Annotated in this window: 26 protein-coding genes and 1 pseudogene; 9 read left to right on the top strand and 18 right to left on the bottom strand. The window is 67.1% G+C overall.

All coding sequences use genetic code 11. From position 1 onward, the window contains the following. The first annotated feature begins 56 nt into the window (after positions 1 to 56). Positions 57 to 1385, top strand: coding sequence for an SGNH/GDSL hydrolase family protein (locus tag ACFIMZ_RS22690; protein WP_431825339.1), 1329 nt, complete (start codon positions 57 to 59; stop codon positions 1383 to 1385). Between the two features lie 3 nt (positions 1386 to 1388). Next, positions 1389 to 2537 (top strand): alkene reductase, encoded by a 1149-nt coding sequence (locus tag ACFIMZ_RS22685; protein ID WP_431824553.1) that lies wholly within the window; start codon positions 1389 to 1391, stop codon positions 2535 to 2537. A gap of 234 nt (positions 2538 to 2771) precedes the next feature. Here ACFIMZ_RS22685 and ACFIMZ_RS22680 read toward each other — a convergent pair whose 3' ends face one another. The 4 genes and pseudogenes from ACFIMZ_RS22680 to ACFIMZ_RS22665 all read right to left on the bottom strand — a co-directional run. After that, on the bottom strand, positions 2772 to 3281 hold the full coding sequence (locus ACFIMZ_RS22680) for an OmpA family protein (protein WP_431825338.1): 510 nt from the start codon (positions 3279 to 3281) through the stop codon (positions 2772 to 2774). An 87-nt stretch (positions 3282 to 3368) separates the two neighbouring features. Then, on the bottom strand, positions 3369 to 4637 hold the full coding sequence (locus ACFIMZ_RS22675) for a diguanylate cyclase domain-containing protein (protein ID WP_431824552.1): 1269 nt from the start codon (positions 4635 to 4637) through the stop codon (positions 3369 to 3371). Beyond that, complete coding sequence (locus tag ACFIMZ_RS22670; protein ID WP_431824551.1) at positions 4634 to 5332, bottom strand: YfiR family protein; 699 nt, start codon at positions 5330 to 5332, stop codon at positions 4634 to 4636. Before ACFIMZ_RS22670 ends, ACFIMZ_RS22675 begins: the two co-directional genes overlap by 4 nt. Positions 5333 to 5593: 261 nt before the next feature. Next, a pseudogene (locus tag ACFIMZ_RS22665) lies at positions 5594 to 5830 on the bottom strand (YadA-like family protein); the annotation flags it as partial. Between the two features lie 315 nt (positions 5831 to 6145). Here ACFIMZ_RS22665 and ampC point away from each other — a divergent pair. From ampC to ACFIMZ_RS22650, 3 genes are all read left to right on the top strand, one after another. Beyond that, complete coding sequence (gene ampC, locus ACFIMZ_RS22660; protein WP_431824550.1) at positions 6146 to 7321, top strand: class C beta-lactamase; 1176 nt, start codon at positions 6146 to 6148, stop codon at positions 7319 to 7321. Between the two features lie 163 nt (positions 7322 to 7484). Then, the gene (locus ACFIMZ_RS22655) at positions 7485 to 8198 is read left to right on the top strand and encodes a hypothetical protein (protein ID WP_431824549.1); all 714 of its coding nucleotides are present in this window, start codon (positions 7485 to 7487) and stop codon (positions 8196 to 8198) included. A gap of 74 nt (positions 8199 to 8272) precedes the next feature. Beyond that, entirely contained in the window at positions 8273 to 8818 is a 546-nt protein-coding gene (locus ACFIMZ_RS22650) for a hypothetical protein (protein WP_431824548.1), read from the top strand. A gap of 71 nt (positions 8819 to 8889) precedes the next feature. On the opposite strand, the gene ACFIMZ_RS22645 is transcribed toward ACFIMZ_RS22650, so the two are convergent. Continuing rightward, positions 8890 to 9441 carry a GNAT family N-acetyltransferase gene (locus tag ACFIMZ_RS22645; protein ID WP_431825337.1) on the bottom strand — a complete coding sequence of 184 codons (552 nt, stop codon included), beginning with the start codon at positions 9439 to 9441 and terminating at the stop codon, positions 8890 to 8892. Between the two features lie 194 nt (positions 9442 to 9635). Here ACFIMZ_RS22645 and ACFIMZ_RS22640 point away from each other — a divergent pair, with 194 nt between their 5' ends. Further along, positions 9636 to 10877 carry an NAD(P)/FAD-dependent oxidoreductase gene (locus ACFIMZ_RS22640; RefSeq protein WP_431824547.1) on the top strand — a complete coding sequence of 414 codons (1242 nt, stop codon included), beginning with the start codon at positions 9636 to 9638 and terminating at the stop codon, positions 10875 to 10877. Between the two features lie 27 nt (positions 10878 to 10904). On the opposite strand, the gene ACFIMZ_RS22635 is transcribed toward ACFIMZ_RS22640, so the two are convergent. The 9 genes from ACFIMZ_RS22635 to ACFIMZ_RS22595 form a co-directional block, all read right to left on the bottom strand. Beyond that, positions 10905 to 11663, bottom strand: a complete 759-nt coding sequence (locus ACFIMZ_RS22635) for a FadR/GntR family transcriptional regulator (RefSeq protein WP_431824546.1) — start codon at positions 11661 to 11663, stop codon at positions 10905 to 10907. Positions 11664 to 11761: 98 nt separating this feature from the next. Then, positions 11762 to 12634: an amidohydrolase family protein gene (locus ACFIMZ_RS22630; RefSeq protein ID WP_431824545.1), complete on the bottom strand. Its 873-nt coding sequence runs from the start codon at positions 12632 to 12634 to the stop codon at positions 11762 to 11764. Positions 12635 to 12661: 27 nt separating this feature from the next. Continuing rightward, positions 12662 to 13603, bottom strand: a complete 942-nt coding sequence (locus ACFIMZ_RS22625; RefSeq protein ID WP_431824544.1) for an ABC transporter substrate-binding protein — start codon at positions 13601 to 13603, stop codon at positions 12662 to 12664. Positions 13604 to 13643: 40 nt separating this feature from the next. After that, on the bottom strand, positions 13644 to 14681 hold the full coding sequence (locus ACFIMZ_RS22620) for an ABC transporter permease (protein WP_431824543.1): 1038 nt from the start codon (positions 14679 to 14681) through the stop codon (positions 13644 to 13646). Positions 14682 to 14713: 32 nt separating this feature from the next. Next, positions 14714 to 16267, bottom strand: a complete 1554-nt coding sequence (locus ACFIMZ_RS22615) for a sugar ABC transporter ATP-binding protein (protein ID WP_431824542.1) — start codon at positions 16265 to 16267, stop codon at positions 14714 to 14716. 35 nt (positions 16268 to 16302) lie between these two features. Continuing rightward, positions 16303 to 17079 (bottom strand): SDR family oxidoreductase, encoded by a 777-nt coding sequence (locus ACFIMZ_RS22610; protein WP_431824541.1) that lies wholly within the window; start codon positions 17077 to 17079, stop codon positions 16303 to 16305. A 39-nt stretch (positions 17080 to 17118) separates the two neighbouring features. Further along, complete coding sequence (locus ACFIMZ_RS22605; RefSeq protein ID WP_431824540.1) at positions 17119 to 18396, bottom strand: L-fuconate dehydratase; 1278 nt, start codon at positions 18394 to 18396, stop codon at positions 17119 to 17121. 29 nt (positions 18397 to 18425) lie between these two features. Continuing rightward, a complete protein-coding gene (locus tag ACFIMZ_RS22600) occupies positions 18426 to 19268 on the bottom strand; it encodes an ureidoglycolate lyase (RefSeq protein ID WP_431824539.1) in 843 nt (280 codons plus the stop codon). Positions 19269 to 19313: 45 nt separating this feature from the next. Then, positions 19314 to 20078, bottom strand: coding sequence for an SDR family oxidoreductase (locus ACFIMZ_RS22595; RefSeq protein WP_431824538.1), 765 nt, complete (start codon positions 20076 to 20078; stop codon positions 19314 to 19316). A gap of 602 nt (positions 20079 to 20680) precedes the next feature. Here ACFIMZ_RS22595 and ACFIMZ_RS22590 point away from each other — a divergent pair. The 3 genes from ACFIMZ_RS22590 to ACFIMZ_RS22580 all read left to right on the top strand — a co-directional run bounded on the left by ACFIMZ_RS22590 (position 20681) and on the right by ACFIMZ_RS22580 (position 22615). Continuing rightward, a complete protein-coding gene (locus tag ACFIMZ_RS22590) occupies positions 20681 to 20971 on the top strand; it encodes a DUF3331 domain-containing protein (RefSeq protein ID WP_431824537.1) in 291 nt (96 codons plus the stop codon). 140 nt (positions 20972 to 21111) lie between these two features. Continuing rightward, positions 21112 to 22107 carry an oxidoreductase gene (locus tag ACFIMZ_RS22585; protein WP_431824536.1) on the top strand — a complete coding sequence of 332 codons (996 nt, stop codon included), beginning with the start codon at positions 21112 to 21114 and terminating at the stop codon, positions 22105 to 22107. 205 nt (positions 22108 to 22312) lie between these two features. Then, positions 22313 to 22615, top strand: a complete 303-nt coding sequence (locus ACFIMZ_RS22580) for a DUF4148 domain-containing protein (protein ID WP_059588975.1) — start codon at positions 22313 to 22315, stop codon at positions 22613 to 22615. Between the two features lie 163 nt (positions 22616 to 22778). On the opposite strand, the gene ACFIMZ_RS22575 is transcribed toward ACFIMZ_RS22580, so the two are convergent. From ACFIMZ_RS22575 to ACFIMZ_RS22560, 4 genes are read right to left on the bottom strand one after another with little or no spacing between them, the layout of a single operon-like run. Continuing rightward, positions 22779 to 23966 (bottom strand): TauD/TfdA family dioxygenase, encoded by a 1188-nt coding sequence (locus tag ACFIMZ_RS22575; RefSeq protein WP_431824535.1) that lies wholly within the window; start codon positions 23964 to 23966, stop codon positions 22779 to 22781. Positions 23967 to 23988: 22 nt separating this feature from the next. After that, entirely contained in the window at positions 23989 to 24912 is a 924-nt protein-coding gene (locus tag ACFIMZ_RS22570) for an alpha/beta hydrolase (RefSeq protein WP_431824534.1), read from the bottom strand. 15 nt (positions 24913 to 24927) lie between these two features. Continuing rightward, positions 24928 to 25419: a thioesterase family protein gene (locus ACFIMZ_RS22565; RefSeq protein ID WP_431824533.1), complete on the bottom strand. Its 492-nt coding sequence runs from the start codon at positions 25417 to 25419 to the stop codon at positions 24928 to 24930. 3 nt (positions 25420 to 25422) lie between these two features. Beyond that, on the bottom strand, positions 25423 to 26388 hold the full coding sequence (locus tag ACFIMZ_RS22560; RefSeq protein ID WP_431824532.1) for an L-carnitine dehydrogenase: 966 nt from the start codon (positions 26386 to 26388) through the stop codon (positions 25423 to 25425). Between the last annotated feature and the right edge of the window lie 77 nt (positions 26389 to 26465).

The following is a 26465-nucleotide window of genomic DNA, read 5'->3' as shown; positions in this document are numbered from 1 at the left end:
CTGATTGGGTCTTTGAATTCATTATTACCGCATCAATGGCCCATGAATTCACTGACATGAAAGGATCCACGAAATCACCTTCTCGTGCTTCGGCTGTGCTGACCCTGGCACTGGCGACTGGCAGCGCGATGACTGTCGCGCCTGCAATGGCGGCCGCACCAGCCTGGGTGGCGACTTGGCAAGCCAGTCCGCAGCCGGTCTGGGGACCGGACTTCCTGTTTCCCGCTAACGTCCCGCCGGCATTGGACGATCAGACCGTGCGCCAGGCAGCGCGCATCAGCTTGGGCGGCCAACGCCTGCGCATCGTGTTGTCCAATACCTACGGCAACCAGCCGCTGACCGTAGGCAAGGCTACGGTCGCACGACCCAAGCAGGACGGTGAGGTGGTTGCCGGCAGCCTGCGTACAGTGACATTCGGTGGCCGAGAAATGGCGAGCATCCTTCCCGGCGCGTCATTGGTCAGCGACCCTGTGGCCTTGCCAGTATCTGCACGTGCACAGGTGGCGGTAAGCATTTATTTGCCGAAGGCAACCCCGATGAGCACGTTCCATTGGGACGGCCGGCAGACAGGCTGGATCGTGCCTGGCGATCAGAGTTCGGCCCTGACATTGACGAAGGCAGATGGCGCCATACAGAGCACAACGGCCCGACCACTGCTGACGGGAATTCAGGTCGAAACCGAACAAACCGCACGGGCGGTCGTGGTGATCGGTGACTCCATCACCGATGGCGCGACAGCCAGCCTCGACACAGACAGCCGCTGGCCGGACTTTCTGGCTGCCCGACTGGCCCCGCACGGCGTTGCAGTCGTCAATGCCGGCATCTCCGGTGCGCGCCTGCTGTCCGATGGCATGGGCGTCAACGCGCTGGCGCGGTTGGATCGAGACGTGCTGGCGCAACCGGGCGTGTGCAGCGTCATCGTGATGCTGGGCATCAACGATATTGCTTGGCCTGGTACTGCGTTCGCTCGGGATGCACGGCGCCCCTCGCTGGACACCCTGACGGCAGGCTATCGCCAACTGGCCGAACAGGCCCATGCGAGGGGGGTGCGCGTGATCGGCGCCACGCTGACGCCGTTCGAGGGCGCTTTGCCCGGCACGCCGCTGGACAACTACTACCAGCCCGACAAGGACACCCTGCGCCAGCAGGTGAATGACTGGATTCGCCACAGCGGCGTATTCGATGCGGTCATTGACTTCGAGGCGGCCCTAGGTGATCCCACCCATCCAACTCGGATCGCTGCGCGTTACGACTCTGGCGACCATTTGCACCCGGGTGACGAAGGCAACCACGCGATGGCCGAAGTCGTCGATCTCGAAGCGGTGCTACCGGGACTCGGTGCCACGCTGGGCGACACTTCATCCACGACTTCACAGGAGCGTTGAATCATGCTGTTCACCCCCTATCGCCTGGGAAACCTCGAACTGCCAAATCGCATCGTCATGCCACCGATGACCCGCTCGCGTGCGGGTGCGGGCAATGTGCCTACTGCGCTGATGGCCGAGTATTACGCCCAGCGCGCTTCGGCTGGCTTGATTGTCAGTGAGGGCACGCAAATCAGCCAGCAGGGCCAAGGCTACGCCTGGACGCCAGGCATTCACACGCCAGAGCAAGTGGCTGGCTGGCATGGCGTTACCAGCGCCGTACATGCTGCTGGAGGGCGCATCTTCGCGCAGCTTTGGCATGTCGGGCGCGTTTCGCACGTTTCGCTGCAACCCAGTGGTGCTGCGCCGGTGTCGTCCTCGCCGCTGGTGGCCGATGGCGTCAAGGTGTTCATCGACCCCGATGAAAAGGGGCCGCAATCGGGCGTGGGAGAGATGGTGCAGCACTCGGCGCCGCGCGCCCTCTCCGAAGCGGGAATCGCCCACGTGGTGGAGGATTTCGCCATTGCTGCAAGCAACGCGCTGGAAGCTGGCTTCGATGGCGTGGAACTGCATGGTGCCAACGGCTATCTCATCAACCAGTTCATCGACTCTCGGGCCAATACGCGCACCGATGGCTATGGTGGCTCGTTGCCCAACCGGTTGCGTTTCCTGCAAGAAGTCACTGAAGCGGTAGTCGCGGTGGTTGGGAGTGAGCGCGTTGGTGTGCGGCTGGCACCGCTAACCACGCTGCAAGGCGCCGTAGATGACACGCCGCAAGCCACTTACCTGGGGGCGGCAAAGATACTCGACGACATTGGCGTGGCGTATCTCCACATCGCCGAAGCCGATTGGGAAGATGCCCCGGACATGCCCGCAGCCTTCAAGGAAGCGCTACGGCTGATCTACGACGGCACGCTGATCTATGCAGGGAAGTACACCCTGGAGCGCGCAGAGGCTGCGCTACGCAATGGCTGGGCCGACCTGATTGGCTTTGGTCGGCCGTTCGTCGCCAACCCTGATCTACCTGCTCGCCTGCTCAACGGCTGTGCACTCGCTGCGCCTGACTCGCGGTACTTCTTTGGAGGAGCGGCCGCAGGCTACACTACCTACCCTCGCTCGTCGCACGACAACGCGACGAGCGAGGAAATGCAGTCACCAACACGACCGCGTTGAGAGAAGGCATTCATCGCTGACTCGCCGTCAGCGCCATGCGTCGCGCCAACGAAGGGCCACAAGCAACCGTTCGCGGCAACCTCTCACCAACGGCGAAAGGCCGTTTTGGATGATGGCCCGTTCCGCACGCCATATATTTGAAGGTCTGCTGCTTGTGCTGAGCAAACGCTCAGGTGTTGCGTGACGGCGATGGAAGACATACCAACTGGCCGTAGAAAAAAAACCGCCGTTCCCTCACCTCGGCGAAACCACGATCGCCGCCCTTCGATTCTGCGCCCTGCCCGCCGGCGTCCGGTTATCCCCGACGGGTTCGCGCTTCCCTCTCCCCACGATCGCAATGCGCGTCGCATCCAGCCCGACGTCGGCGAGTTCGATCGCCACGATTTCGGCACGACGCCTGGACAACTCCAGGTCATACACATCCGCCCCCTCCTCATCCGAGTACCCATAAACGCGCACGCCATTAATCCCCACCGAATTGAGCGTGCGCCCAATCCGCTTGACGATGCGGCGAATGTCGGGCTTGAGGTTGTACCGGTCGAAATCGAACAGGATCGGTCCGGTCGAGCCGAACTCGAAGCCTTGCTCGGTCTCCTGGAACCCGGCCGACTTGAGCGCCGTGACCTGCGTCTGCGTCAGCCCGCGATAAAGCGGCGGCGTCTTGCAGCCGCCGAGCAGCACGCACAGCAGCAGCGCGCCGCCCATGCACATCCGCCCAATGCTCACAGGAAACGGGTTTTCCATCATCGCATCCCCTTAAAACGCGCCAGCCATGCACGCACGACTTCAAACCGCTGCGACAACCCCGCCCACTGCGCGAGGCGATAACCCTCAAGCCGGCCCGGCGACCCCTTCGGCCAACTGCCACGACCCCGGCCGCGTGCGCTTGGCCCGGTACATCGCGGCATCCGCCGCGCGCAGCAAGCCGCTCGCGTCCGACGCGTGATCGGGATACAGCGCAACGCCGATACTCATCATGGTGGGCACCGCGCGGCCACCGGCCAACACGATCGGCGGCACCATGCCGGACAGGATCTCGTCGGCGATCCGGCCGACACTGTCCGCTTCGCGTACGGGCGCCAGCATCACGGCGAATTCGTCCCCGCCCAGGCGAGCGACCACATCGGCCTCGCGCAACTGCGCGCGCAGCCGCGTCGCGATGCCGATCAGCACCACGTCGCCGGCTTCGTGGCCGAAGCCGTCGTTGATCTCCTTGAAGCGGTCGCAGTCGAGATACAGGACGGCAACCCGCTGGCCCGTCACCCTGGCCTCGCGGAGGGCGAGCGCGAGACGCGACTCGAACTGCTCTCGGTTGGGCAGGCCCGTGAGGGCATCGTGCGTTGCCTTGTGTTCGAGCGACGCGTTTTCGTCGCGCAGGGTGTTCTGCCAGTCTTCCAACTCGTCGAGCAACGCATTGAAGTCGTCGCCGAGCTGGTTCAGTTCGGCGATCGCCACGGGCTCGACCCGCTGCTCGAACGCACGCTCGCGTCGCACGGAGTGAGCGACGCCGGCCAGCGCGCGCAATGGCGAAACGATGCTGCGCAGCAGGCGCTTTGAACTGACATAAGCGCCGAACACGCTGACGACCAGGCAGCCGAGAATGCCGCCTACCCCGCCGAGCAGGAAACCGAAGAACTGGTGCCCTCGCCCGCGCACGACGACATGACCGACGACGATGCCGTCGTGCACGACCGGAATGGTCACCGGCCCGGGCAGCGCAAGGTCGGCGACGCCTCGCTCGAGCCGGGCGAATTCGCTGCCGGCGGGCAACTGCCACGTCGCGAACGGCTGGCCCTTGCCATCCGTGACCACCACCTGCGCCACGTCCTCGTCGCTGGCGATCAGCGCGATCGCCTCGGCCGCCGCGACACGGTCGCCGAACACAAGCGCCGCCTCCACCGTATAGCCGAGCGAGCGGGCCAGCAGGTTCAGATTGTTGCCGGCATAGGCACGCAATGCGATCACGGCGACCACGATCAACGACACGGCGGCCATTGCGACGGCAACGAACGCCAGGCGCAGGTGCGCGCGGCGCAACACGCTTTGCAGCGTCGGGCGCGACATGCGCGAAGGGGAAGCGGGGAGCGCGGGCCGTGTCATGGCGTCACCGGCCGCCGCGCAAGATTGAGCACATTCGGGTGAACGCGTACGCCGCTGCGCGCCACGGCGTCGAGATTGACGTCGAACGTGACGCGTTCGCCGTCGACGTTGAGACAGAACATGCTGCCCGCGGTGCAGGTCGGATCGTGTTCCGAAATCGTCAGGACCGGATGGCCGGCCACCGCGGCGCTCACCCTCGTCCGCTCGTCGCCGGTCAGGGTGCCGAGATAGACGACGTCGCAGGCCATGCCGAGCGAGGCATCGTCGAAGCGAACGCGCTGCACGTCGAGTTGCGTCGAGCCGGCCTGCAGCGTGTCGATCAGGCCGCGCGCGTGGTCGGGCCGGCCCGTCACGCACAGATGCAGGCTGACGGGCGTTGTCGGCCAGCGCGTGAAGCTGATGATGCCCAGCACGACCTGACGTACGGCGGCGTCGAGTGGCGAAATGGCGGGATCGGCACGGCTCGCGGTGGCGACGATGCGCACGGTGTCGGCCGGATCGTCCGCGCTGGCTGGCGCCCCGGCGAGTACGGCGGGCGCCGCGCCCAGCACGCAAGCCACCGTGAGCAATGCATGGCGCAGCGAAGCGGCCCGGCCGGGCCGGCCGGACATCGTCCGCGCGGCACTCGCCGCCGCGCCGGTTGGCGTCGTTGCAGTCGCAAGACTGGCAGCCGCCACGCACACTGTCGCATCCATGATCGAAACATCCGCTGGCGTCGCTCCCGGCGACGTCTCCTGCCCCCTCCGCCCTGCGCGTGCAGATACCGTTTCACGCGCACGATTGCTTCATATTGGTACAAAGTCGCGCGGACGACCAGTGAGGAACACCCGCCAAAAACGTCGGAATGCACGCTGAACGAGTGCGGTGCGCGATTTATACAGGCGAATGCCGAACCCGCCGTCGATCCAGTCGCGACGTTGGCGAATTGTTCAGCGGATTGGACGCCCGTGACGCGATTACTTCCACTGGTACAGCATGCCTGCGCCGATCACCTTCTGGCCGCCGCTGAGGCCGCCGTTGATCGACGCCTTCAGGTTATCGCTGATCCGTGCCTGCATGTTGATCGCCATCGCCTGCTGGCCCGACAGCGCCGTCGACAGCGTCGACTGCATCGCGTTCAGCTGGTTGACATTGATCGCGTCCGTGCTGGTGGGCGAGATGCGGTCCGCGGCGACGTTGGTAATCTGGCGTTCCGCGCCCCTCGGGACGGGGAAGTCCCCTTCATTCGGACAGGTCCGTGCGATGTTTTTCACAGCGCGCACGAGCAAGAATTTCTTTTATCTCCAACAAAATATCCTCGCTTGTCGTCGCGCCCTCCCCACATAACAATCACCATCCTCAGCATGCGTCAGGAGCTTGTTGAATCAGCGATCGGCATCAGCAGGGAGCAAGATGACGGCTTTCCGGATTTTCCATATGGCATCGCGAATTTGACGCGCGCTGGAAAACCCGGAGCAAGCCGTCGCCCAATTTCCAACTTGGCAGCAATCTAAAGGAATCGAAAAAATATGAAGCACGGGATCAAGTGCATCATGGCGGCCGCATTATTATCCACGTGTGCAACGGCAACCATCGGCTACGCGGCCAATGATCGGCAGGACGCCGTCAAGAGCGTATCGGATAGCGTTGTCTTGCCGATCATGGCGAAATACGGCATCCCGGGGATGGCGGTAGGAATCGTTGCAGACGGGCAGACGTATGTATTCAACTACGGCGTCGCATCGCGGCAATCCCGGCAGCCCGTCACGCGCGATACGCTGTTCGAGATCGGTTCCGTCAGCAAGACGTTCACTGCAACGCTTGCATCCTGGGCGCAAGTCACCGGCCATCTTTCGATGTCGGAGAAGACTGAAAAGTACCTGCCGAACCTGCAAGGCAGCCCGTTCGGCAACGTCACCCTCGTTGAACTCGGCACCCACACACCTGGCGGAATGCCTTTGCAGGTTCCGGACAACATCCGGAACGGAGATCAGTTGATACGGTATCTCAAGGACTGGCACCCCACCTACTCGCCGGGCACCTATCGAACCTATTCCAATGTGAGCATCGGGACGCTTGGCCTGATTACGGCAACCAGCATGGGGCAGCAGGACTTCGCCGTGCCGTTGTCCCGTCATCTGCTATCGCCGCTGGGGATGAAAAGCAGCTACGTCGAGGTGCCGCGGTCGCGCATGGCCGATTACGCACAAGGCTATACAAAGGACGGCGCGCCGACCAGGATGGTCGCCGACGTGCTGTCTGCGAAAACCTACGGGATCAAGACGACCGCCGCCGACCTGCTTCGTTTCGTGCAAGCCAACATGGGCGAAGTCAAGCTGGACAACCCGCTTCAGCAGGCCATCACCGACACGCACACCGGCTACTTCAACGCAGGTCCGATGACCCAGGACCTGATCTGGGAGCAGTATCCGTATCCGGTCGCATTGAAGACGCTAACCGAAGGCAATTCTCTATCGATGGCACTCAATGCGATGCCGGTCGACGAGATCAAGCCCCCTCAAGCGCCTCAGGAGCAGGTCTGGATCAACAAGACCGGTTCGACCGACGGGTTTGGCGCATACGTGGCTTTCGTTCCTGCCCGGCACATGGGCATCGTCATCCTGGCCAACCGGCACTACCCGAACGAGGAACGGGTCACGGCCGCGTACCGGATCCTGACGTCGCTCGGCCTTGACGGTCGATAACCGCGCACCCCGAACCGCCCCGAGGCGGGCGGCGGCAACAGCTTCGGCCGCCGCCCGCCCGAGCACGAGCAGCGCGTCGCGGTCGTCGTGCAACATCCGCTGCTCATCCCCGGCAGTTGCAGACCCGAATATACTGGCCCGTTTCTTCTCGACGTTTGCCGCCGTGTACTACTGGAACCAGCACAATTTCGAAGGGCTCCTGAAGCTGGCGGAAGCGTTCGATGCCCGCCCCGAGCTGAAGCCGCTCGCGGACTATTGCCGCTTCCGCGAGCAAGGGCTGCGTCGTCACGCATTCACCGCGCTCGATCGCTTTCTCGACGCTACGCGCTCGTTTGACAGCACGACGGCCCGGCGTGCCGCCGTCGACATCCTCGAGGCCAATGCGCGGACGTCGGAAGCCCATCAGTTCCTCGCTCAACCGCTGACGGCCCGATTCCTGCTGCCGACGTTGCAGACGTGGATGCACGAGAAACCGGACGCGAACCTGCCGGTCCGGTGGCTTGGCATCCTCAAGCGCGACGACGGGTTGCTGGCCGCCGCGCTCGCGATGTGCCCCGACGACACGCCTGTCCGGAAGATCCTGATCGGGCACGCACTCGACTCCGTCGACTTTTCGACCCATCACCTCGACGAGTCGTACTTCATCGGCAGCGTCGATCACGCGCTTGCTGAACTGGATCGCGCCAGGAAACTCATCGCCGATGCGCCGGATGCCGCGGCGTTCGCTCGCCTCGCGTCGGAAGTCGATCATTTCGACCGACTCGTGGCGGACTGGCAAGCGTGGCCACGGAATCCGGTCGGCTCGTTTCCCGAATGGTGCGCGGCGCAGGGGCGGGATTATCGATACGCGGTCAAGGTCTACTACAGCAAGTCGTGATGCGGCGCGGGCGGAGCCACTTCCTGCACTGGCCGTACAAACTGTCGCCTCGCCACTAACCGGACACCCTGAAAATGCACGTGCAACTCGACACACAATTTGGCGTAGTCACGATCGTGAATGAGCCGACTTATACATTCGGATCGCAAGACAATATTCGCGCCTATCCGCTCGAATTGCGTCTTGGGAACGACTACCCATCTTCCGTTCACGGAATCGAGCTGAATGGGTGTCGCGTTGCGGTCGTGGGGGCCAGCGGCGGATGCTCAACGGTATATGCGCATTCGGCTGTCGCAATCAACGACAAGCTGTACCTGGCGATAGGCAATCATGTCGCCTGCCTGTCGCTGAGTTCAGCGCACCCGCTGGTCTGGTCGACCCGCGTCGATATCGCGACTTGCTTCGGCATTTATTGGGAAAGCGACCGGGCGGCCCTGATCTCGCACGGGGAACTCGCGATTGCGCGCCTGTCGCTGCAGGGTAATGTCATGTGGTCGGCATCCGGTGCAGACATCTTCACCGAATCCGTTCGCTTGCTGCCTGACTGTATCGAGGTTACCGATTTCAATCACGATGTCTATCGGTTTGACTACGCGACCGGCGCATCGCATATGCGCTGACCGCAACGATCCCGGTTGAAGCCGCGCTCGGCGATACACTGCGCTCCCTCCCGGCAGCAGGCTCGGTCTATCTAAGCCCGCCGCTCCCGCTTGAGCAACCCATACAACGCACTATCCGACACCTCGTCCCCAACCATCCAGCGCTCCCGCAGCAGCCCCTCCCGAACAAATCCGAGCCGTTCGAGCACGCGCGCCGACGCTGCATTGCGCGGGTCGATGTCCGCCTCGATCCGGCGCAGATCCAGCGTGCCGAACGCGTGCCCGACCAGCGCGGCAGCCGCTTCACTCGTATATCCGCTGCCCCAATGCGTGCGTTTCAGGCTAAAGCCGATCTCCGCCCGCCGACAGGATTCGTGCAGATTGAATAGCGCGCATTCGCCGAGCACTTCACCGGTTACCCGCAATTCGATTGCACAAATGAGGTCCTGGCCGCTGGCGGCCGTCGACACCTTGCGGGCAACGCGCTCCGTTGCCTGATCCAGGCTCGTCATCGCCGGAAACGAGAAATAGCGCATCGCCTCCGCATCCGACCAGATCGCGAACAGCGCGTGTACGTCATCTTCCTGAAGCGGGCGCAGGTTCAGGCGGGCGGTAGTCAGCGTGACGGGCTCGAACAATGGCATGGCGGCGGGCAGGCATGAAAAATGGCGGCCCATTAGAACATGGGGGTCGCCTGCCAACAACTGTATGAAGAAGCAGTGTCGGCATCCGCTTTCGAACACACTTGGCCGTCTGCTCCGGTCCCGGGTATGCTTGATCCCCACACGGGCGCTTCGACCGCGCCCCGTCTCCAGATCACTCGCTTCAGCAAACATCGATGGATTTCGACGTCATCGTTCTAGGCGCAGGCATCGTCGGCGTCTCCGCCGCCCTTCATCTCCAGGACCGCGGCCGCAAGGTCGCCCTCGTCGATCGCGGCGCGCCGGGCGAAGGCACGAGCTTCGGCAATGCGGGGCTGATCGAGCGCTCGTCCGTCGAGCCCTACCCGTTCCCGCGCAGCCCGTTCACGCTGCTGCGCTACGCGTTGAACCGCTCGACCGACCTCTACTGGCACGGCGCGTCGCTGCCCGCGTTCGCGCCATGGCTCGCGCGCTTCTGGTGGGAATCCGCGCCGCAACGCCACGCGGCGGCCGCGCGCGACATGCTGCCGCTGATCGAGCGCTGCCTCGTCGAGCACGACGCGTTGATCGCGCGCGCGGGCGCCCACGCGCTGGTGCGCGCGAGCGGCTGGCTGGAAGCGTTCCGCTCGCCCGCCGCGTTCCAGCGCGGCATCGCCGAAGCGCAGCTCACCGCGCGCCGCCACGGGCTCGGCGTGACGCCGCTCGACGCGGCGGCGCTGCTCGCACAGGAACCGAGCCTGGCGCCGGGCTTCTGCGGCGCACTGCACTGGCTCGATCCGAAAAGCGTCGTCGATCCCGCCGGCCTCGTCAAAGCGTATGCGCGGCTCTTCGAGCAAAACGGCGGCACGCTGCTGCACGGCGACGCCACGAGCCTCGACGCGCTGTCGCCCGGCTGGCAGGTCGCGACACGCGACGGCGCGGCGGCGGCGCCGGCGGTGGTCGTCGCGCTCGGCCCGTGGTCGGACACCGTGTTCGGGAAATTCGGCTATCGGATTCCGCTGCGCGAGAAGCGCGGCTATCACATGCACTACGCGCCGTCGGCGCGCGGCGTGCCGTCCGCGCCGATCGTCGATCGCGAATACGGCTACGTGATCGCACCGATGCAGCGCGGGCTGCGCCTGACGACCGGCGTCGAGATCGCGCGCCGCCGCGTGCCGCCGACCGGCGTGCAGCTCGACCGCGCGGAACGGCTCGCGCGCCCGCTGTTCGGCTTCGGCGAGCGGCTCGATCCGCAGCCGTGGCTCGGCTTCCGGCCGTGCACGCCGGACATGCGGCCGGTGATCGGCCCCGCGCCCGCGCATCGCGGGCTGTGGTTCGCGTTCGGGCACAACCATCACGGGCTGACGCTCGGCCCCGTCACGGGCCGCCTGCTTGCGGAAATGATGACCGGCGAAACGCCCTTTACCGACCCGTCGCCGTATCGCGCCGACCGCTTCTGAACGCCGCGCGGCGGCGCCGCGTCAGGCTCAATCGCAGGCGCGCCCGAAGATGCGAATCACCGAGTCCAGATGCTCGGCCATCGCGCGCCGCGCGGCGTCCGCGTCGCGCGCGCGAATCGCATCGAGAATCGCGCGGTGCTCGAGCTCCGAGCGGTGCGGCATGTCGCTCGGCATATAGAGCGACTGCAGCCGCTGGAACATCGGATCGTACTTGTGCGCGAGCAGTTGCTTGATCATCAGCGCATAGGCCGGGTTGTCGCTCGCTTCGGCGATCCGGATATGGAACAGGCGATCGCCGGGATGCGTGCGCGAGCCGCTGCGGTTGTCTTCCTCATTGCGCAGGAAGGCCTCGTGGATGCCGGCGATCTGCGCGTCCGACCCATGCGTCGCGGCCAGCGCCGCGGCCTCCGGCTCGATCAGCCGGCGCGCCTGCAGCAACGCGAACGGCGGGATTTCCGTATCGAGATCGAGCGCGATGCCGAGCTCGGGGTCGATCTCGATCACCGCGAGCGCGCCGGGCTGCGCGCTTCGTTCGGGCGGCAGCGCGGCCGCTTCGGGATGGCGGACCTTCACGCCGTCGCCGACGCGCACGCTGACGAGCCCGCTCACCTCGAGCGCGATCAGCGCCTCGCGCACCGACGTGCGCGACACGCCGAACTGCTCGGCCAGCTCGCGCTCGGGCGGCAGATAGCTGCCCGGCGGAAAATCGCCGGACGCGATCATCGAGCTCAGACGGTCGGCGATCTGCTGGTAGAGGCGGCGGTTCTGAATCGGCTGGATGGACATACGCTGAAGCGGGTCGTCGGTTTTGGTGGGGCGGCGGGGACACATTCCCGAGCCGCAAACGTTATCGTAATTCTATATGCCGGCATCGAGGCCGCGCGTCACGCCGCCACCCCGTAGCAACGCGCCGCCGTGCCGCCCCACACCGCGCGCCGCTCGGGCTCCGACAAGCGCGTCGCCGCCCATCGCTCGACCAGCGCGACGACCTGGTCATATGAAGCAGCCAGCAGGCACACCGGCCAATCGGAACCGAACATCAGGCGCTGCGGACCGAACACCTCCAGCGCGGCGTCCAGGCAACGCTCGATCTGGCTGAAGTCCTGCGGCCGCAGGCCCTGCGCCCAGTCCGCTTCCGTCACGAGCCCGGACAGCTTGCACGCGACGTGCGGCAGCGCGCCCAGCGCGCGCAATGCGTCGCGCCAGCGCGGGAAGGCCGTTTCGTCGCGGCCGGATTCGGCGAGCGCGGGCTTGCCGAGATGGTCGAGCACGAGCCAGTGCGCATCATGGCGTGCGCAGAATTCGCGCACGTCCGGCAACTGGCGCTGAAACACCAGCACGTCGTACACGTAGCGCCGCGCCTGCAGCCACGCGATGCCGCGCTCGAACGCGGGCCGGGAGACGAACGCGGCGACGTCGCCCTCATCCTGGACCTGATGGCGAAAACCGAGCAGCTTGTCTCGCCCCCACTCGGCCACGCGGTCCGCGAGCTGCGGGGAACCGATATCCTCCCAGCCGACGACGCCCGCGATGCGCGCGTCGCCGCGCGCGAGGCCGAGCAGGAACGCGGTCTCCTCGCGTCCGGCGCGCGCCTGCACCGCGATCGACCGGTCCAGCGCATGCGCGCGCAGCAGCGGATGCAGCTCGTCCGGCAGGCGATCGCGGGCGAGCACGTGCATCCCCTCGCCGATCCACGGGTAGTCTTCCGCGCGATAACGCCAGAAGTGCTGATGAGCATCGATGCGCAAGTCGGTCATGGGAATGTCGGCGTGCATCGGGCCGGCTCAGTCGTACAGCGCCGCCGCCACCTTCGGATCGTCGATATTGGTCTTGTCGTACCAATAGAAGCCGGTATCGATGATCTTCGGCAGCTTCTCGCCCTTGGTCGCCTTCACGGCCGCCTCGACGGTCCTGTAGCCGATGCCGACCGGGTTCTGCGTGATCGCGCCGGCCATCAGCCCGCTGCGGATCGCGTCCTTCTGCTGCTTGCCGGAGTCGTAGCCGACGATCACGACCTTGCGCTTCATCTCCCGCACGCCGTTGACGACGCCGATCGCCGATCCTTCGTTGGTGCCGAAGATCCCCTTGAGCTTCGGATACGCCTGCAGGATCGACTTCGTCACTTCGGTCGACTTGAGCTGGTCGCCTTCGCCGTACTGCACGGTCACGACCCGGATCTTCGGATAGGCGGACTTCATCCGCTCGACAAAGCCGTCGCGCCGATCGATGCCGGTGCGGCTCGTCTGGTCGTGCGCGACGACCGCGACCTCGCCTTCCTTGCCGGTCAGCTCGGCCAGCTTGTCCGCCGCGAGCGACGCGGCGGCCTTGTTGTTGGTGGCCGCGGTGGTCACCGGAATGTCGCTGTCGACGCCGGAGTCGAACGCGACCACCGGAATCTTCCCGGCCTGCGCCTTCTTCAGCAGCGGCAGCGCGGCCTTGCTGTCAAGCGCCGCGAAGCCGAGCGCGGCCGGCTTCTTCGCGATCGCGGCCGACAGCATGTCGATTTGCTTGTCGACCATCGCCTCGGTCTCGGGGCCCTCGAACGTCACCTTCACGTGATAGTCCTTCGCCGCCTGCACCGCGCCCGCTTTCACGGCCTGCCAGAACTGGTGCTGGAAGCCCTTCGAGATCAGCGGGATGTAGGCTTCCTGCGCGTGCGCGGCGGCCGTGAGGCCGACGGCGAACGTCACGCCGACGATCGCGTTCAACAGCGGGTTCCTGATCACTTCGCGTCTCCTTGTCGTATTGCGTGTATTGCGCGTCGGGTCAACGGCGCCGCCGGCGCAGGATGTCGAGGTAGACGGCCAGGATGATGATCACGCCGGTCACGACCGTCTGCCATTCCTGCGCGACCGACATGATGCGCAGGCCGTTGGTCAGCACGCTCATGATGAACGCGCCGATGATGGTGCCGAGAATGCTGCCCGCGCCGCCCGACAGCGACGTGCCGCCGATCACGACCGCCGCGATCGCGTCGAGCTCGTAGCCCTGGCCGAGCGCGGGCTGCGCGGAGTTCAGGCGCGATGCGATCAGGAGGCCGGCGATCCCGCACACCGAGCCGCTGAACGTATAGACGCCGATCTTCCACGCGTCCACCTTCACGCCCGACAACCGCAGCGCCTCCTCGTTGCTGCCTAGCGCGAACGCATAGCGGCCGAAGATCGTCTTGTTCAGCACGATCGACGCGCCGATCGCGACCAGGAACAGGATCAGCACTGCGTTCGGGATCGGCAGCGCCGGGATCAGGCTGCCGATCAGCGAATCCTGCGCGATCGACGTGAAGCCCGGCGTGTCGTTGAAGTAGATCGGGCGCGTGCCGGATATCACCAGCGACAGCCCCTTCAGCAGCATCATCATGCCGAGCGTCGCGATGAACGGCGGCACCTTCATCTTCGCGATCACGATGCCCGACACGCAGCCGGACAACGCGCCGAAGCCGAGCGCGGCGACGATCCCGACCGGCAGCGGCATGCCCCAATAAGTGAGCACGACGCCGGCCATCACCGCGCAGAACGTCATCAGCGTGCCGACCGACAGGTCGATGCCCGACGTGATGATCACGTAGGTGCACGCGACCGCCAGCACGCCGTTGACGGCGGTCGCCTGCAGGATCGTGACGAGGTTGTCGACTTCGAGAAAGTTCGGCGATGCGACGCTGAAGAACACGATCAGCAGCAGCAGGCTGGCGAACGCCAGCAGCCGCTGGCGCGCGGCCGGATTGAAGAAGCGGGCGCGCAAGCCGGACGCGCCGGCCGGCGTGTCGCGGGAGGTCATCGGCGGAACGGGATGCATATCGTTGGACATGGGTTGGATAGGGTCATCGGTCAGCGACGGACTCACGGGCTGACGGTCGAGTCGCGCTGCGTGGCGAGCTGCATGATCTTTTCCTGGGTGGCCTCGGCCGCGCTCAGCTCGCCGGTGACGCGGCCTTCGCACATGACGAGGATGCGGTGGCTCATGCGCAGCACTTCGGGCAGCTCGGACGAGATCATCACGATCGCCTTGCCGTCGGCCGCCAGCGCATCGAGCAGCCTGTAGATCTCGCTCTTCGCGCCGACGTCGATGCCGCGCGTCGGCTCGTCGAAGAACAGGATGTCGCAGTCGCGCAGCAGCCATTTCGCGATCACGATCTTCTGCTGGTTGCCGCCCGACAACAGCCGTGCCGGCTGCGCGACCGACGGCGTGCGAATCGCGAGCTGCCGCACGTACGCATGCGCGGCGTCGCGCATCGCACGCGCGTCGAGGAACACGCCGCGGCGCACGAAGCGGCGCAGGCTCGACAGCGCGATGTTGTTCTGCACGTCCATGCCGACCGCGAGCCCGAACTGCTTGCGGTCTTCCGACAGATAGCCGATGCCATGCGCAACCGCGTCGGCCGGCGTGCGGATCGTCGCCTGCGCGCCGTGCACGCGAATCTCGCCCGCATCGACGGGATCGGCGCCGAAGATCGCGCGCGCGACCTCGGTGCGGCCGGCGCCCATCAGGCCCGCGAACCCGAGGATCTCGCCGCGCCGCAGCGTGAAGCCGACGTCGCGTATCGCGCGGCCGCGCGACAGGCCGCGCACGTCCAGCACGACATCGTTGGCCGACGTGTCGGGCGGCGTGCGGACCTGCGTGTCGAGCTGCCGGCCGACCATCATCGCAATGATCGCGTCCATCGACGTGCCCGCCATCGGCACGGTCGCGACGGTCTTGCCGTCGCGCATCACGGTCACGCGGTCGGCGATCCGGCGCAGCTCGTCCATCCGGTGCGAGATATAGACGATGCCCACGCCGTGCGCGCGCAGGTCGCGGATGATCCGGAACAGTTCGGCGATCTCCGCGTCGTTCAGCGCGGCGGTCGGCTCGTCCATGATCAGCACGCGCGAGTCGAACGACAGCGCCTTCGCGATCTCGACCATCTGCTGGCGCGCGACCGTCAGCCGGCCGACCGGCGTGCGCGGGTCGAGATCGAGCCGCATCCGCGCGAAGATCGCGGCGGCGTCGCGGTTCAGCCGCTCCTCGTCGATGAACGCGCCGAACCGGCCGCGCGGCTCGCGTCCGATGAAGATGTTCTGCGCGACGCTCAGGTGGTTCATCAGGTTCAGTTCCTGATGGATGATGCCGATGCCGAGCGCCTGCGCGGCGCGCGGCTCGGCGATCTCGACCGCGCGGCCGTCCAGCAGGAGCTCGCCGCCGTCCTTCTCGTATACCCCCGCGAGGATCTTCATCAGCGTCGACTTGCCCGCGCCGTTCTCGCCCATCAGCGCGTGCACTTCGCCCGCCTGCAGGTCGAAGCGGCAGTCGTCGAGCGCCTGCACGCCGGGGAAGCGCTTGCTGATGCCGCGCAGCGCGATCAGCGGCACGCGCGCGTGCGGCGGCTGCAGGGGCGGGGGCGGGTCGGGTTGCATGTCGGCGTCCTGGGTGCGGGCCACGTTCGCGCCGTTCAGCCGAGCGCGCGGTCGAGGTGCGTATAGCCGCCGTCGACGAACAGCCATTGCCCGGTCGTGTGCGACGCGCGCTCCGACAGCAGGAACACCGCCGTGTCGGCGATCTCGTCGGCGGTCGTGAAGCGCCGGCCGAGCGGAATCCTGGCGGCGATCCCGGCCAGCTTCGCGTCGGGATCGTCGAACCCGGCGATCCAGCTCCGGTAGAGCGGCGTCATCACTTCGGCGGGCACCACCGCGTTGACGCGCACGCCGTCGTCGCGCAGCGACGCCGCCCATTCGCGCGTCAGCGCAAGCTGCGCGCCCTTCGCCGCGCAATAGCCGCTCGTGTCGCCCTGCCCGGTGACGGCCGTCTTCGACGACACGTTGACGATCGCGCCGCGCATCGCCTTCAGGTGCGGCACGCAGTAATGCGCCATCACGTAGTAGTGGATCAGGTTGCGTTCGAGCGACGCGACGAACGCGTCGCGGCCTGCGTCGAGGCCGACGCCGTCGTTCACGCCCGCGTTGTTGACGAGGCCGTCGATCCGGCCGAACTGCGCGACGGTCTGCGCGACCGCGTCGCGGCAGCGCGCGTCGTCCTGCAGTTCGACTTCGAAGAATGCCGCGCGCGGCTGCCGCTGCTGCAGGTCGCGCCAGAACGCGTCGTCCGGCGCGTGGCGCGCGAACACCACCGGAATCGCGCCCTCGTCGGCGAGCCGCATCGAAATCGCGGCGCCGATGCCCGACGCGCCGCCGGTCACGATCACGACCTTGTGCTGCAGGTTCAATTCCACGTTGCGTCTCCGTCGTTCCTGTTGTCGTCGCGTGCCGCGTCAGCCCCGGAAGCGATACTGCTCCAGCGATTCGCGCTTCATCTCGATCGAGAAGCCCGGCGCCGTCGGCGGCAGGTAGGCCGCGCCGCGCACCACGCACGGCGTGACGAAATGCTCGTGCAGATGATCGACGTACTCGGTCACGCGCCCCTCCTTCGTGCCGGAGATGCACACGTAATCGATCATCGACAGGTGCTGCACGTACTCGCACAACCCGACGCCGCCCGCGTGCGGGCAGACCGGCAGCCCGTATTTCGCGGCCATCAGCATCACCGCGAGAATCTCGTTGACGCCGCCCAGCCGGCACGCGTCGATCTGCACGACGTCGATCGCGCCGCGCGCGATGAACTGCTTGAACATCACGCGGTTCTGGCACATCTCGCCGGTCGCGACCTGCACCGGCGCGATCGCCTCGCGAATCCTGCGATGCCCTTCGACGTCGTCGGGGCTCGTCGGCTCCTCGATGAACCACGGCCGCGCGAACGCGAGCTCATGCACCCAGTCGATCGCCTCGTCGACTTCCCATACCTGGTTCGCGTCGATCATCAGCTTGCGGTCGGGGCCGATCACGTCGCGCGCGATCGTCACGCGGCGGATGTCGTCCTCGAGGTTCGCGCCGACCTTCAGCTTCACGTGGTCGAATCCGGCGTCGACCGCTTCGCGGCACAGGCGGCGCAGCTTGTCGTCGGCGTAGCCGAGCCAGCCCGCGGACGTCGTGTAGCAAGGGTACCCCTCCCGCTCCAGCGTGGCGATGCGCTCGCCCCTGGACGGAGCCTGCCGCCGCAGGATCGCGAGCGCCTCGTCCTCGGTGAGGCAGTCGCGCAGGTAGCGGAAATCGATCGCGCGCACGAGCGCCTCCGGCGACAGGTCGGCGACGAGCCGCCACAGCGGCTTGCCTTCGTCCTTCGCCCACAGGTCCCACACCGCGTTGACGACCGCGCCGGTCGCGAGATGGATCGCGCCCTTGTCCGGCCCGATCCAGCGCAGCTGGCTGTCCGATGTCATGCGCCGCCAGAACCGCCCCATGTCCTCGCGAATCCAATCGAGGTCGAGACCGACGACGAGATGGCGCATCGCGTCGATCGCCGCGCAGCAGATCTCGTTGCCGCGCCCGATCGTGAACGTGAGCCCGTGCCCTTCGAGGCCCGGGCGATCGGTCTCGAGCACCACGTAGGCGGCCGAGTAATCGGGGTCCGGGTTCATCGCGTCGGAGCCGTCGAGCGCGCGCGAGGTCGGAAAGCGCACGTCGATGACGCGCATCGATCGAATGATAGGCATGGCGAACGATCCGATAAAAGGGTCCGGCTTCAGGCGCGCACGGTGCGCTGGCGCTGCTCGCCGAGCCCGTCGATGCCGAGCGTCATCACCTGGCCCGCACGCAGGTAGACGGGCGGCTTCTGCCCGAGCCCGACGCCCGGCGGCGTGCCGGTCGAGATCACGTCGCCCGGCTGCAGGCTCATGAAGCGGCTCAGGTAGCTGACGAGGAACGGCACGCGGAAGATCATCGTCGCGGTCGAGCCGTCCTGGTAGCGCCGGCCGTCGACGTCGAGCCACAGCCGCAGCGCGTGAGGGTCGGGCACCTCGTCGGCCGTCACGAGCCACGGCCCGAGCGGGCCGAACGTGTCGCTGCCCTTGCCCTTGTCCCAGGTGCCGCCGCGTTCGAGCTGGAATTCACGCTCCGACACGTCGTTCACGACGCAGTAGCCGGCGACGTGCGACAGCGCGTCGGCCTCGTCGATATAGCGGCCGCCCCGGCCGATCACGACGCCGAGCTCGACTTCCCAGTCGGTCTTCTCCGAACCGCGCGGAATCTCGACGTCGTCGTTCGGCCCCGCGATCGCGCTCGTCCACTTGCCGAACACGACCGGCTCCTTCGGCACCTCCATCCCGGATTCGGCCGCGTGATCGGAATAGTTGAGCCCGATGCAGATGAACTTGCCGACCCGGCCGACGCACGCGCCGAGCCGCGGCACGCCGCCGACGAGCGGCAGCGTCGCCGGGTCGATGCCGGCGACGCGCGCGAGCGACGCGGGCGTCAGCACATCGCCGGCGATGTCGTCGACCACGCCGGACAGGTCGCGCAGGCGGCCCTGCGCGTCGAGCAGGCCGGGCTTTTCATGATGTTTCGCGCCGTATCGCAGCAGTTTCATGTCGTCGGGAAAGAAGAAGGTGAACGGTGAGGACGCGCCGCGCGGTCAGTTTGACCAGCCGCCGTCGATCAGATGGATCGCGCCGGTCGTGAACGACGATTCGTCGGACGCCAGGTACAGCGCGAGCGCCGCGACTTCGTCGGCGCGGCCGATGCGCCCCATCGGCTGGCGCGCGATGAACGCCTCGCGCACCACGCCCTCCGAAACCTGGCGCACGCGCGCCTGTTCCGCGATCCGCGCCTCCAGCGACGGCGACTCGATCGTGCCGGGGCAGATCGCGTTGCAGCGAATGCGCTGCTCGACGAAATCCGCGGCGACGGACTTCGTCAGGCCGATCACCGCGGCCTTGGTCGCGCCGTACACGAAGCGGTTCGGCACGCCCTTCACGCTCGACGCGGCGGACGCCATGTTGACGATCGACGCGCCGCCCGCGGCGACCATCGCGGGCAGCAGCGCGCGGATCAGCCGGTACATCGACGTCACGTTCAGGTTCCACGAGAAGGCCCACGCGTCTTCGTCGCAGTCGAGGATCGTGCCGTGGTGCACGTAGCCGGCGCAGTTGAACAGCACGTCGAACGGGGCTTGCGCCGCCGCCAGCCCGGCCACGTCGCGCACGCTCGTCACGTCGAGCCGCCGCGTCGACAGCGCGCCGCCCCCGCGTTGCGCGTCGGCCGCGAGCCGCGCCAGCGACGCTTCGTCGATATCCGTCGCCAGCACGTCGGCGCCCTCGCGCGCAAACCGCAGCGCGGTTGCGCGGCCGATGCCCTGCCCCGCCGCCGTGACGAGCGCACGCTTGCCCTGCAATCTCATGAGCACCTCTCCCGATGGGGGCCGGCATCATGGCCGGCTGATTGGCACAAAGGACTAAAGGTCCAACCAATCATAGGAAGCGATCGGCGATTTGTCACGGCAATGGGATTCAGTGTTTTCCCGGGGACGGAAATGGGGATTTCGGTCGGATTTCGGCGGGAATTCGCCTATATTCGCAGCGGCCCGCCGCGTCAACCTGTCAGAAACGTCATGTTCGCGTCAGCGTCGCAACGGGCGCGCCGCGCGATCATGTCGATGCCGGGTCGCGCTGCTGGCGACGCCGCGTTTTTCGCCCGCCGACTATCGTCGCGGGTACTCCGTCCTGCGCGGCGCAGCCCCCGTCTGAGCGAGCAGACGAGGCGACGCAACCCGCTTTTCCGCCCCGGACTCCGGTCCGGGGCGCTTTTGTCAACGATTTCCCATGACAATGCATGCCGATTGTTTCTAAATCGGCAAAAGGTAATTTGAACGAAGCAGGATGTTTTTTCCGGTCACAGACGCTTACATTTAGCGCACCACTACTGGAAACCGCTACGGAATCGACCTTGGCCAGTGCCATCCACTGCCGGCGCCGATGCCGCACGAGCATTAGGAAACGGCAAATGAAGTCCCCCAAATCCCTGCCTGCGCTCGATCCCGCTGACGTTCACGTCGAAATCCTCGAACGTTCCGATACGCTGCTCGTCGTCCGCTGGGTCGAACCCGGCCGCTGCCATTACGGCGAACAGCGCTGGCGCCGCCGCTTCGCGCAACGCACCGGCACCTGCGCCCTGTCGCGCCAGGTGATCCAGCGCGGCGACGAAGTGTTTCGTCCCGCCGAACGCCCGGCGCCCGCGAACGCCGGCGCGATGATCTCCGCCGCCGAAGTGCTCGCCCTGGCCGGCGGCAAGTAACCCCCCTGATCCGGCGTTAGAAGCGCTGGTCTATTTCCCCCGCTTGTCTGTCCCGCAGCCGCGCATTTCCGTTACATTACACAATGTAAAAATTGCGCGGCGCGGCATATCTTGCTGCCGCCGAACCGACGGAGGCAGACATGCATGCATGGAGCGCGCGCCACGTCCCGGCGCAAGGCGGCAAGGTCGCGGTCATAACCGGCGCCAACAGCGGCCTGGGCTGGCAACTGGCGGAGACGCTCGCCGCGAAGGGTGCGCTGGTCGTGATGGGCTGCCGCGACGCCGCGCGCGGCGCGGCGGCGGCCGGCGCGATCCGCGCGCTCCATCCTGATGCGCGCGTCGAAGTCGCCGCGCTCGACCTGGCCGACCTTGCATCGATCGAACGCTTCGCCGCCGGCATCGGCGACCGCCACGGCCGCGTCAACCTCCTCTGCAACAACGCCGGCGTGATGTTCCTGCCGCTGCGGCATACCCGCGACGGGTTCGAGATGCAGTTCGGCACGAACCACCTCGGCCATTTCGCGCTGACCGGCCGGCTGCTGCCGATGCTGCAGGCCGCCCGCCGCGCGCGCGTCGTGACGATGTCGAGCGGCTTCGCCCGAGGCGGCCGGCTCCGGCTCGACGACCTGCGCGCCGAGCGGCGCTACAACCGTTATCTCGCGTATTGCGACAGCAAGCTCGCCAACCTGATGTTCGCGATCGAGCTGCAGCACCGTTTCGAGCGCGCGGCGCTGGCGGGCATCAGCGTCGCCGCGCACCCCGGCTATGCGGCGACCAACCTGCAGTTCGCGGGTCCCGAGATGGACCGCGCGCGCTGTCGCGCCGCGCTGATGCGCGTCGCGAACCGCTATCTCGCGCAGCCCGCCGACATGGGCGCGCTGCCCGCGATCTTCGCGGCCACGGCGCCCGATCTCGCGGGCGGCGCCTACGTCGGGCCGTCCGGCTGGTTCGGCGCGCGCGGCCTGCCGGCGCCGGCGGGCGTGCCGCACGCGGCGCGCGACGCCGGCGCGGCGGCACTGCTGTGGCAGACGTCGGAAGCCGTTACGGGCGTGCACTTCCTCAGCGCGGAACCGCGCGCGAACTGCGCCGCGCCGCGGCCGCGCGGCGGCGCCACCACCGCGCCCGATGCTCGCTGAACACAGGCGCATTTTCGCCAAGCTTGTTGCATCTCTTGAAATGAAAGCTCATTGAAAGCGTGTTCCAACGCTTTATTTTTACCGCTCAGTAAACAATCTTTAGCGAAAATCAGCGTTTACCCTGTAGCTCGCGGTGACTAAGATTTCATCAATCGCTTAAGACATCGAGTCGAACGCGACACTCAATAAAACATCGGAGGTCATCATGAAATCGCTCATCACTGCAGTCGTTGCCGCTACCGCCCTGTCCGCTTCGTTCGGCGCATTCGCGCAAAGCACCGTGACCCGCGCGCAAGTGCGCGACGAGCTGGTCCAGCTCGAGAAGGCCGGTTACAAGCCGGGCGTGTCGAGCCCGTACTACCCGCAAGACATCCAGACGGCCGAAGCGCGCGTGCATGGCGCCGACAACAGCGGCTACGGCGCGCAAGCCGCGCCGGTCGTCCGCGCAGGCAGCCCGGCCACCGCGACGTCGTCGAACCCGCGCGACTCGATCTTCTTCGGCCAGTAAGCCGACGCGCCCGGTGCGGGCGCCGCGCTTCGCGCAATCCGTATCCGGACGAGCCCTTGAACAGGGCTCGTCTTTTTTGTGAACGACATACCTCCGCCGCCTGGCAACAGGTGGCTTCGCCCGGGCGCCCCGCGTCCGGGCGCTTTTTCGCTGGCGCGAAAGCTCATGCCGCGGGCGTCGCCGTGCGCGACAGCACCCGCCACCGCGACAGCAGTTCGTCGCGATCGACGTAGCAGCCCTGAAGGTGCCGGCGTCCGGTCGACGGATCGAACTCGGTGCGCGCATGCAGCACCCGCCGGTTGTCGAACGCCCACATGTCGCCCGCGCGCAGCCGCCGCCGCACGCGAAAACGCGGCTCGCGCGCCAGCGCGAGAAAGCGCCGGTACGCACGGTAGATCGCCGGCATCGACGCGGCCGGTGCGTCGACCGGCCCGCGCAGGAAATTCGCGTGGCGCACCTCGATCACCTCGCGGCGCGCGTTCAGCCCGATCACCGGCGCCGCGCAGCGATAGTCGCTGGCCGCGCTCTTGTTCCAGAACTCGAACGGCGTCGCCGCGAGCAGCGCGAAATCGTCCGGGTATGCGTCGCGCAGCGCGTCGGCGAGCTCGAAGCCGTCGATGAAAATGCTGTCGCCGCCCGTCGCGTCGTTCGCGAGGCAATGCAGGAACTGCACGCCCGGCTGCAATTCGCGGGTCGGCAGGTCGGTATGCGGCGGCAGGTTGATCGACGTGTACGCATTGCTGTCCGGACGCGGTTTCGACTCGACGTCGAACAGCGCGCCGAAATTGGTCTCGCGCACCAGCCCGACCCGGCGCGCGATCTCGTCGACCCGCCCGCGTTCGGGCGGCACGCCCTCGACCAGCGTCAGCCCCGTGCGCTGCAGCGCGCCGAGCCACGCGCGCAACGCCGCGTCGTCGTGCATCACGTCGCGCCACGCGAATACCGCGATCGCGTCCGGATCGTCGCCGGTCCACACATGGCGGCCCTGCGCCGCGTGACGCTCGGCGCGCGATGCGTCGTCGTAGGCGTGCGCACGGAGCCAGCCGGGCGACCACGCGCTGCGGTGGCCGTCGCGCCATTCGACGTGCAGCGCGCCGTCGTGGCCCACCTGCACGCCGCGCACCGCGAGCGCGTCGGGCGCGTCGACGATCTCGAACACCTGCTCGCGGGTCTGCGCATGCACGCAAGCCGGACACGAACAGGTGTCGCGCAGCCAGTCGAAGTGAAACGGCGAGCGGCGTCCGTCGCTCCACGCGACGCTCACCAGCCCGTCGCCGAGCGTCGCGGCCGCGATCGTCACGTCGGTGGGAAACGTCCGCCAGTCCTCGATACGCGATGGTGCTGCCTGCATCGTTGCCTCCTCGAATCGAACGCTACGCGCACGGCGCGCGCAGGAAATCGCCGACCATCCGGTGCATCCGCGCCGCCTGCGGGCTCGTGTCGAGCGCGCGCCAGCAGCCGTGCACCAGCCCCGTTCCCAACCAGAAACGCGCGGCGCCGCCTGCCGCGCGAATCCGCTCGACGTAGACCCGCGCATCGTCGCGCAGCGGGTCGTGCTCCGCGCCGATCGCGAGCACCGGCGGCAACCCGTCGAAGCGCGCGGCATCGAGCGGCGCGGCCGCGTCCACCCGGCCGTTCCAGTACAGCGCACGATAGCGGCAGACGTCGTCGAGCGTCAGCATCGGCGCATGCGCTTCGGTATCGCGCGCCGGCTGCTGCGGCTCGAAGCCCAGCATCGGGTAGACGAGCGCGACGCCGTCGATGCCCCCCTCCCCCGCATCGCGCAGCGCCGTCGCGACGGCCGCGGCGAGCATGCCGCCCGCGCTGTCGCCCGCGAGCGTCAGCGGCCGCGCGCACGGCCCGAACGGCAACCGCTCCGCCAGCGCCGCGCGCGCGACGGCAACGCAATCGTCGAGCGCGGCCGGCGCCGGATACTCGGGCGCAAGCCGGTAATCGACCGCGATCACCGCGAGCCCCGTGTCGGCCGCAAGACGCGCGGTGATCAGCGCATGACTGTCGAGCGAGCCGACGACGAAACCGCCGCCGTGAAAGAACAGCACGGTGCCGCGCGGCGCCGCGTGCGCGTGACGGTAGCGGCGCAGTGCAATGACGCGGCCGTCCGGCATGCGCCACGCGCCGTCGTCCTGCACGATTCCCGGCGGCAGCCCGGCAGGCGTCCACGCCGCCGCGAAACGTTCGTAGATGCGCCGCTGCTCCGCCGGCGAACGCGTGGCCGCATCGGCCGGATACCACGCATCGACCGCCGCGACGAACGCCGCGATTTCCGTTTCGAGCATTGTTCGCGCGCCGCGCTAACGGCGTGACGGCAAGCCGATCACGCGCCCCGCATAAGCGGGCGGCGGGCAATCGCGCTGCGACGCGTGCAGCGCGGCGACCTGCGCGGCGACGTCGTCGTCGAACGGCGCCGACTTCGGGCCGTCGCGCGTATCGACGTGCAGCAGCATCTGCTCGCTCGCCGATACCGCGTCGTCGCGCCCGTCGGCGAACAGCTCCAGATACAGATGCAGCCGCTTCGCGTCGTGCGCGACCACGCGCGCGTCGACGCGCACGCGGGTGCCCTCCTTGATCTCGTGCAGATAGTTGACGTGCGCCTCGAGCGTGTAGACCGAGCGCCCCCGCGACGTGCGCGCCGCATCGTCGAGACCGATCCGGTCCAGCAGCGCATCGGTCGCGAAGCTGAAGATCAGAAGGTAGAACGCATCGCGCAGGTGTCCGTTGTAATCGACCCATTCGGGCCGCACGACGTCGCGGTATATCGTCAGCGGGGTATCGCCGGTCGTCATTGTCTAGTCCTCGAATCGCATTCCGTGCCGCGCCTTCACCGCGGCGATCGCGCGCAGCACTTCGGTGATGCACTCGTCGCGATAGCGCTCGAGTTCCTTGATGCTGCGCGCGCCCTGCTGCTCGGCCGTGCCGTCGACCACGCGGTCGATCAGCGCGTCGGTCAGCCGCGGCGCGACGAGCTTCGTCCACGGCAATTCGAGCGCCGGGCCGAACTGCTGCATGAAGTGTCGCATGCCCGCGTCGCCGCCCGCGAGCGTGTAGGTCAGGAACGTGCCCATGAACGACCAGCGGATGCCCGCGCCGAAGCGGATCGCGTCGTCGATCTCCCCGGTCGTCGCGACGCCTTCGTCGACGAGATGCAGCGCCTCGCGCCACAGCGCTTCGAGCAGCCGGTCCGCGATGAAGCCGGGCACTTCCTTGCGCACGTGCAGCGGCCGCATGCCGAGCTTGCGGTAGATCTCCATCGCGGCGTCGACCGCTTCGGGCGCGGTGCGCGCGCCGCCGAGCACCTCGACGAGCGGCAGCAGGTACACCGGATTGAACGGATGGCCGACGACGCAGCGCTCCGGGTGCGACGCGCGTGCGTAGAAATCCGTCGGCAAGAGGCCGGACGTCGACGATGCAATGATCGCGTCCGGCTTCGCCGCGCGGCTGATCTGCTCGTGCAGTTCGAGCTTCAGCGCTTCGCGCTCGGGCGCGCTTTCCTGGATGAAGTCGGCGTCGGCGACGCATTCCTCGATCGTGGCGACGAAGCGCAGGCGCGCGGGAGAGGCGCCCGGCGCGAGGCCGACGCGTTCGAGCGCGGGCCACGCGTTCGCGACGTTCGCGCGCAGCTGATGTTCCGCGCCGAGCGCGGGATCCCATACGACCACGTCGAGGCCGTGCGCGAGCGCGCGGGCGACCCACCCGCTGCCGATCACGCCGGTGCCGATCGCGGCGAAGGTCTTGATGTCGGTGATCACTGCCATGTCAAACGCATCCTTGAAATCGGGTGAAGTGCGACGGCGGTCTTCGCGTCGAAGCCGCCGCCGTCCTGCAATGGAAA

Origin of the sequence: Burkholderia sp. F1, assembly GCF_050813845.1 — a bacterium.
Taxonomy (GTDB): Bacteria; Pseudomonadota; Gammaproteobacteria; order Burkholderiales; family Burkholderiaceae; genus Burkholderia; species Burkholderia ubonensis.
The sequence above is the reverse complement of the archived record's forward strand: the minus strand, read 5'-3'. Positions and strand labels throughout refer to the sequence as shown.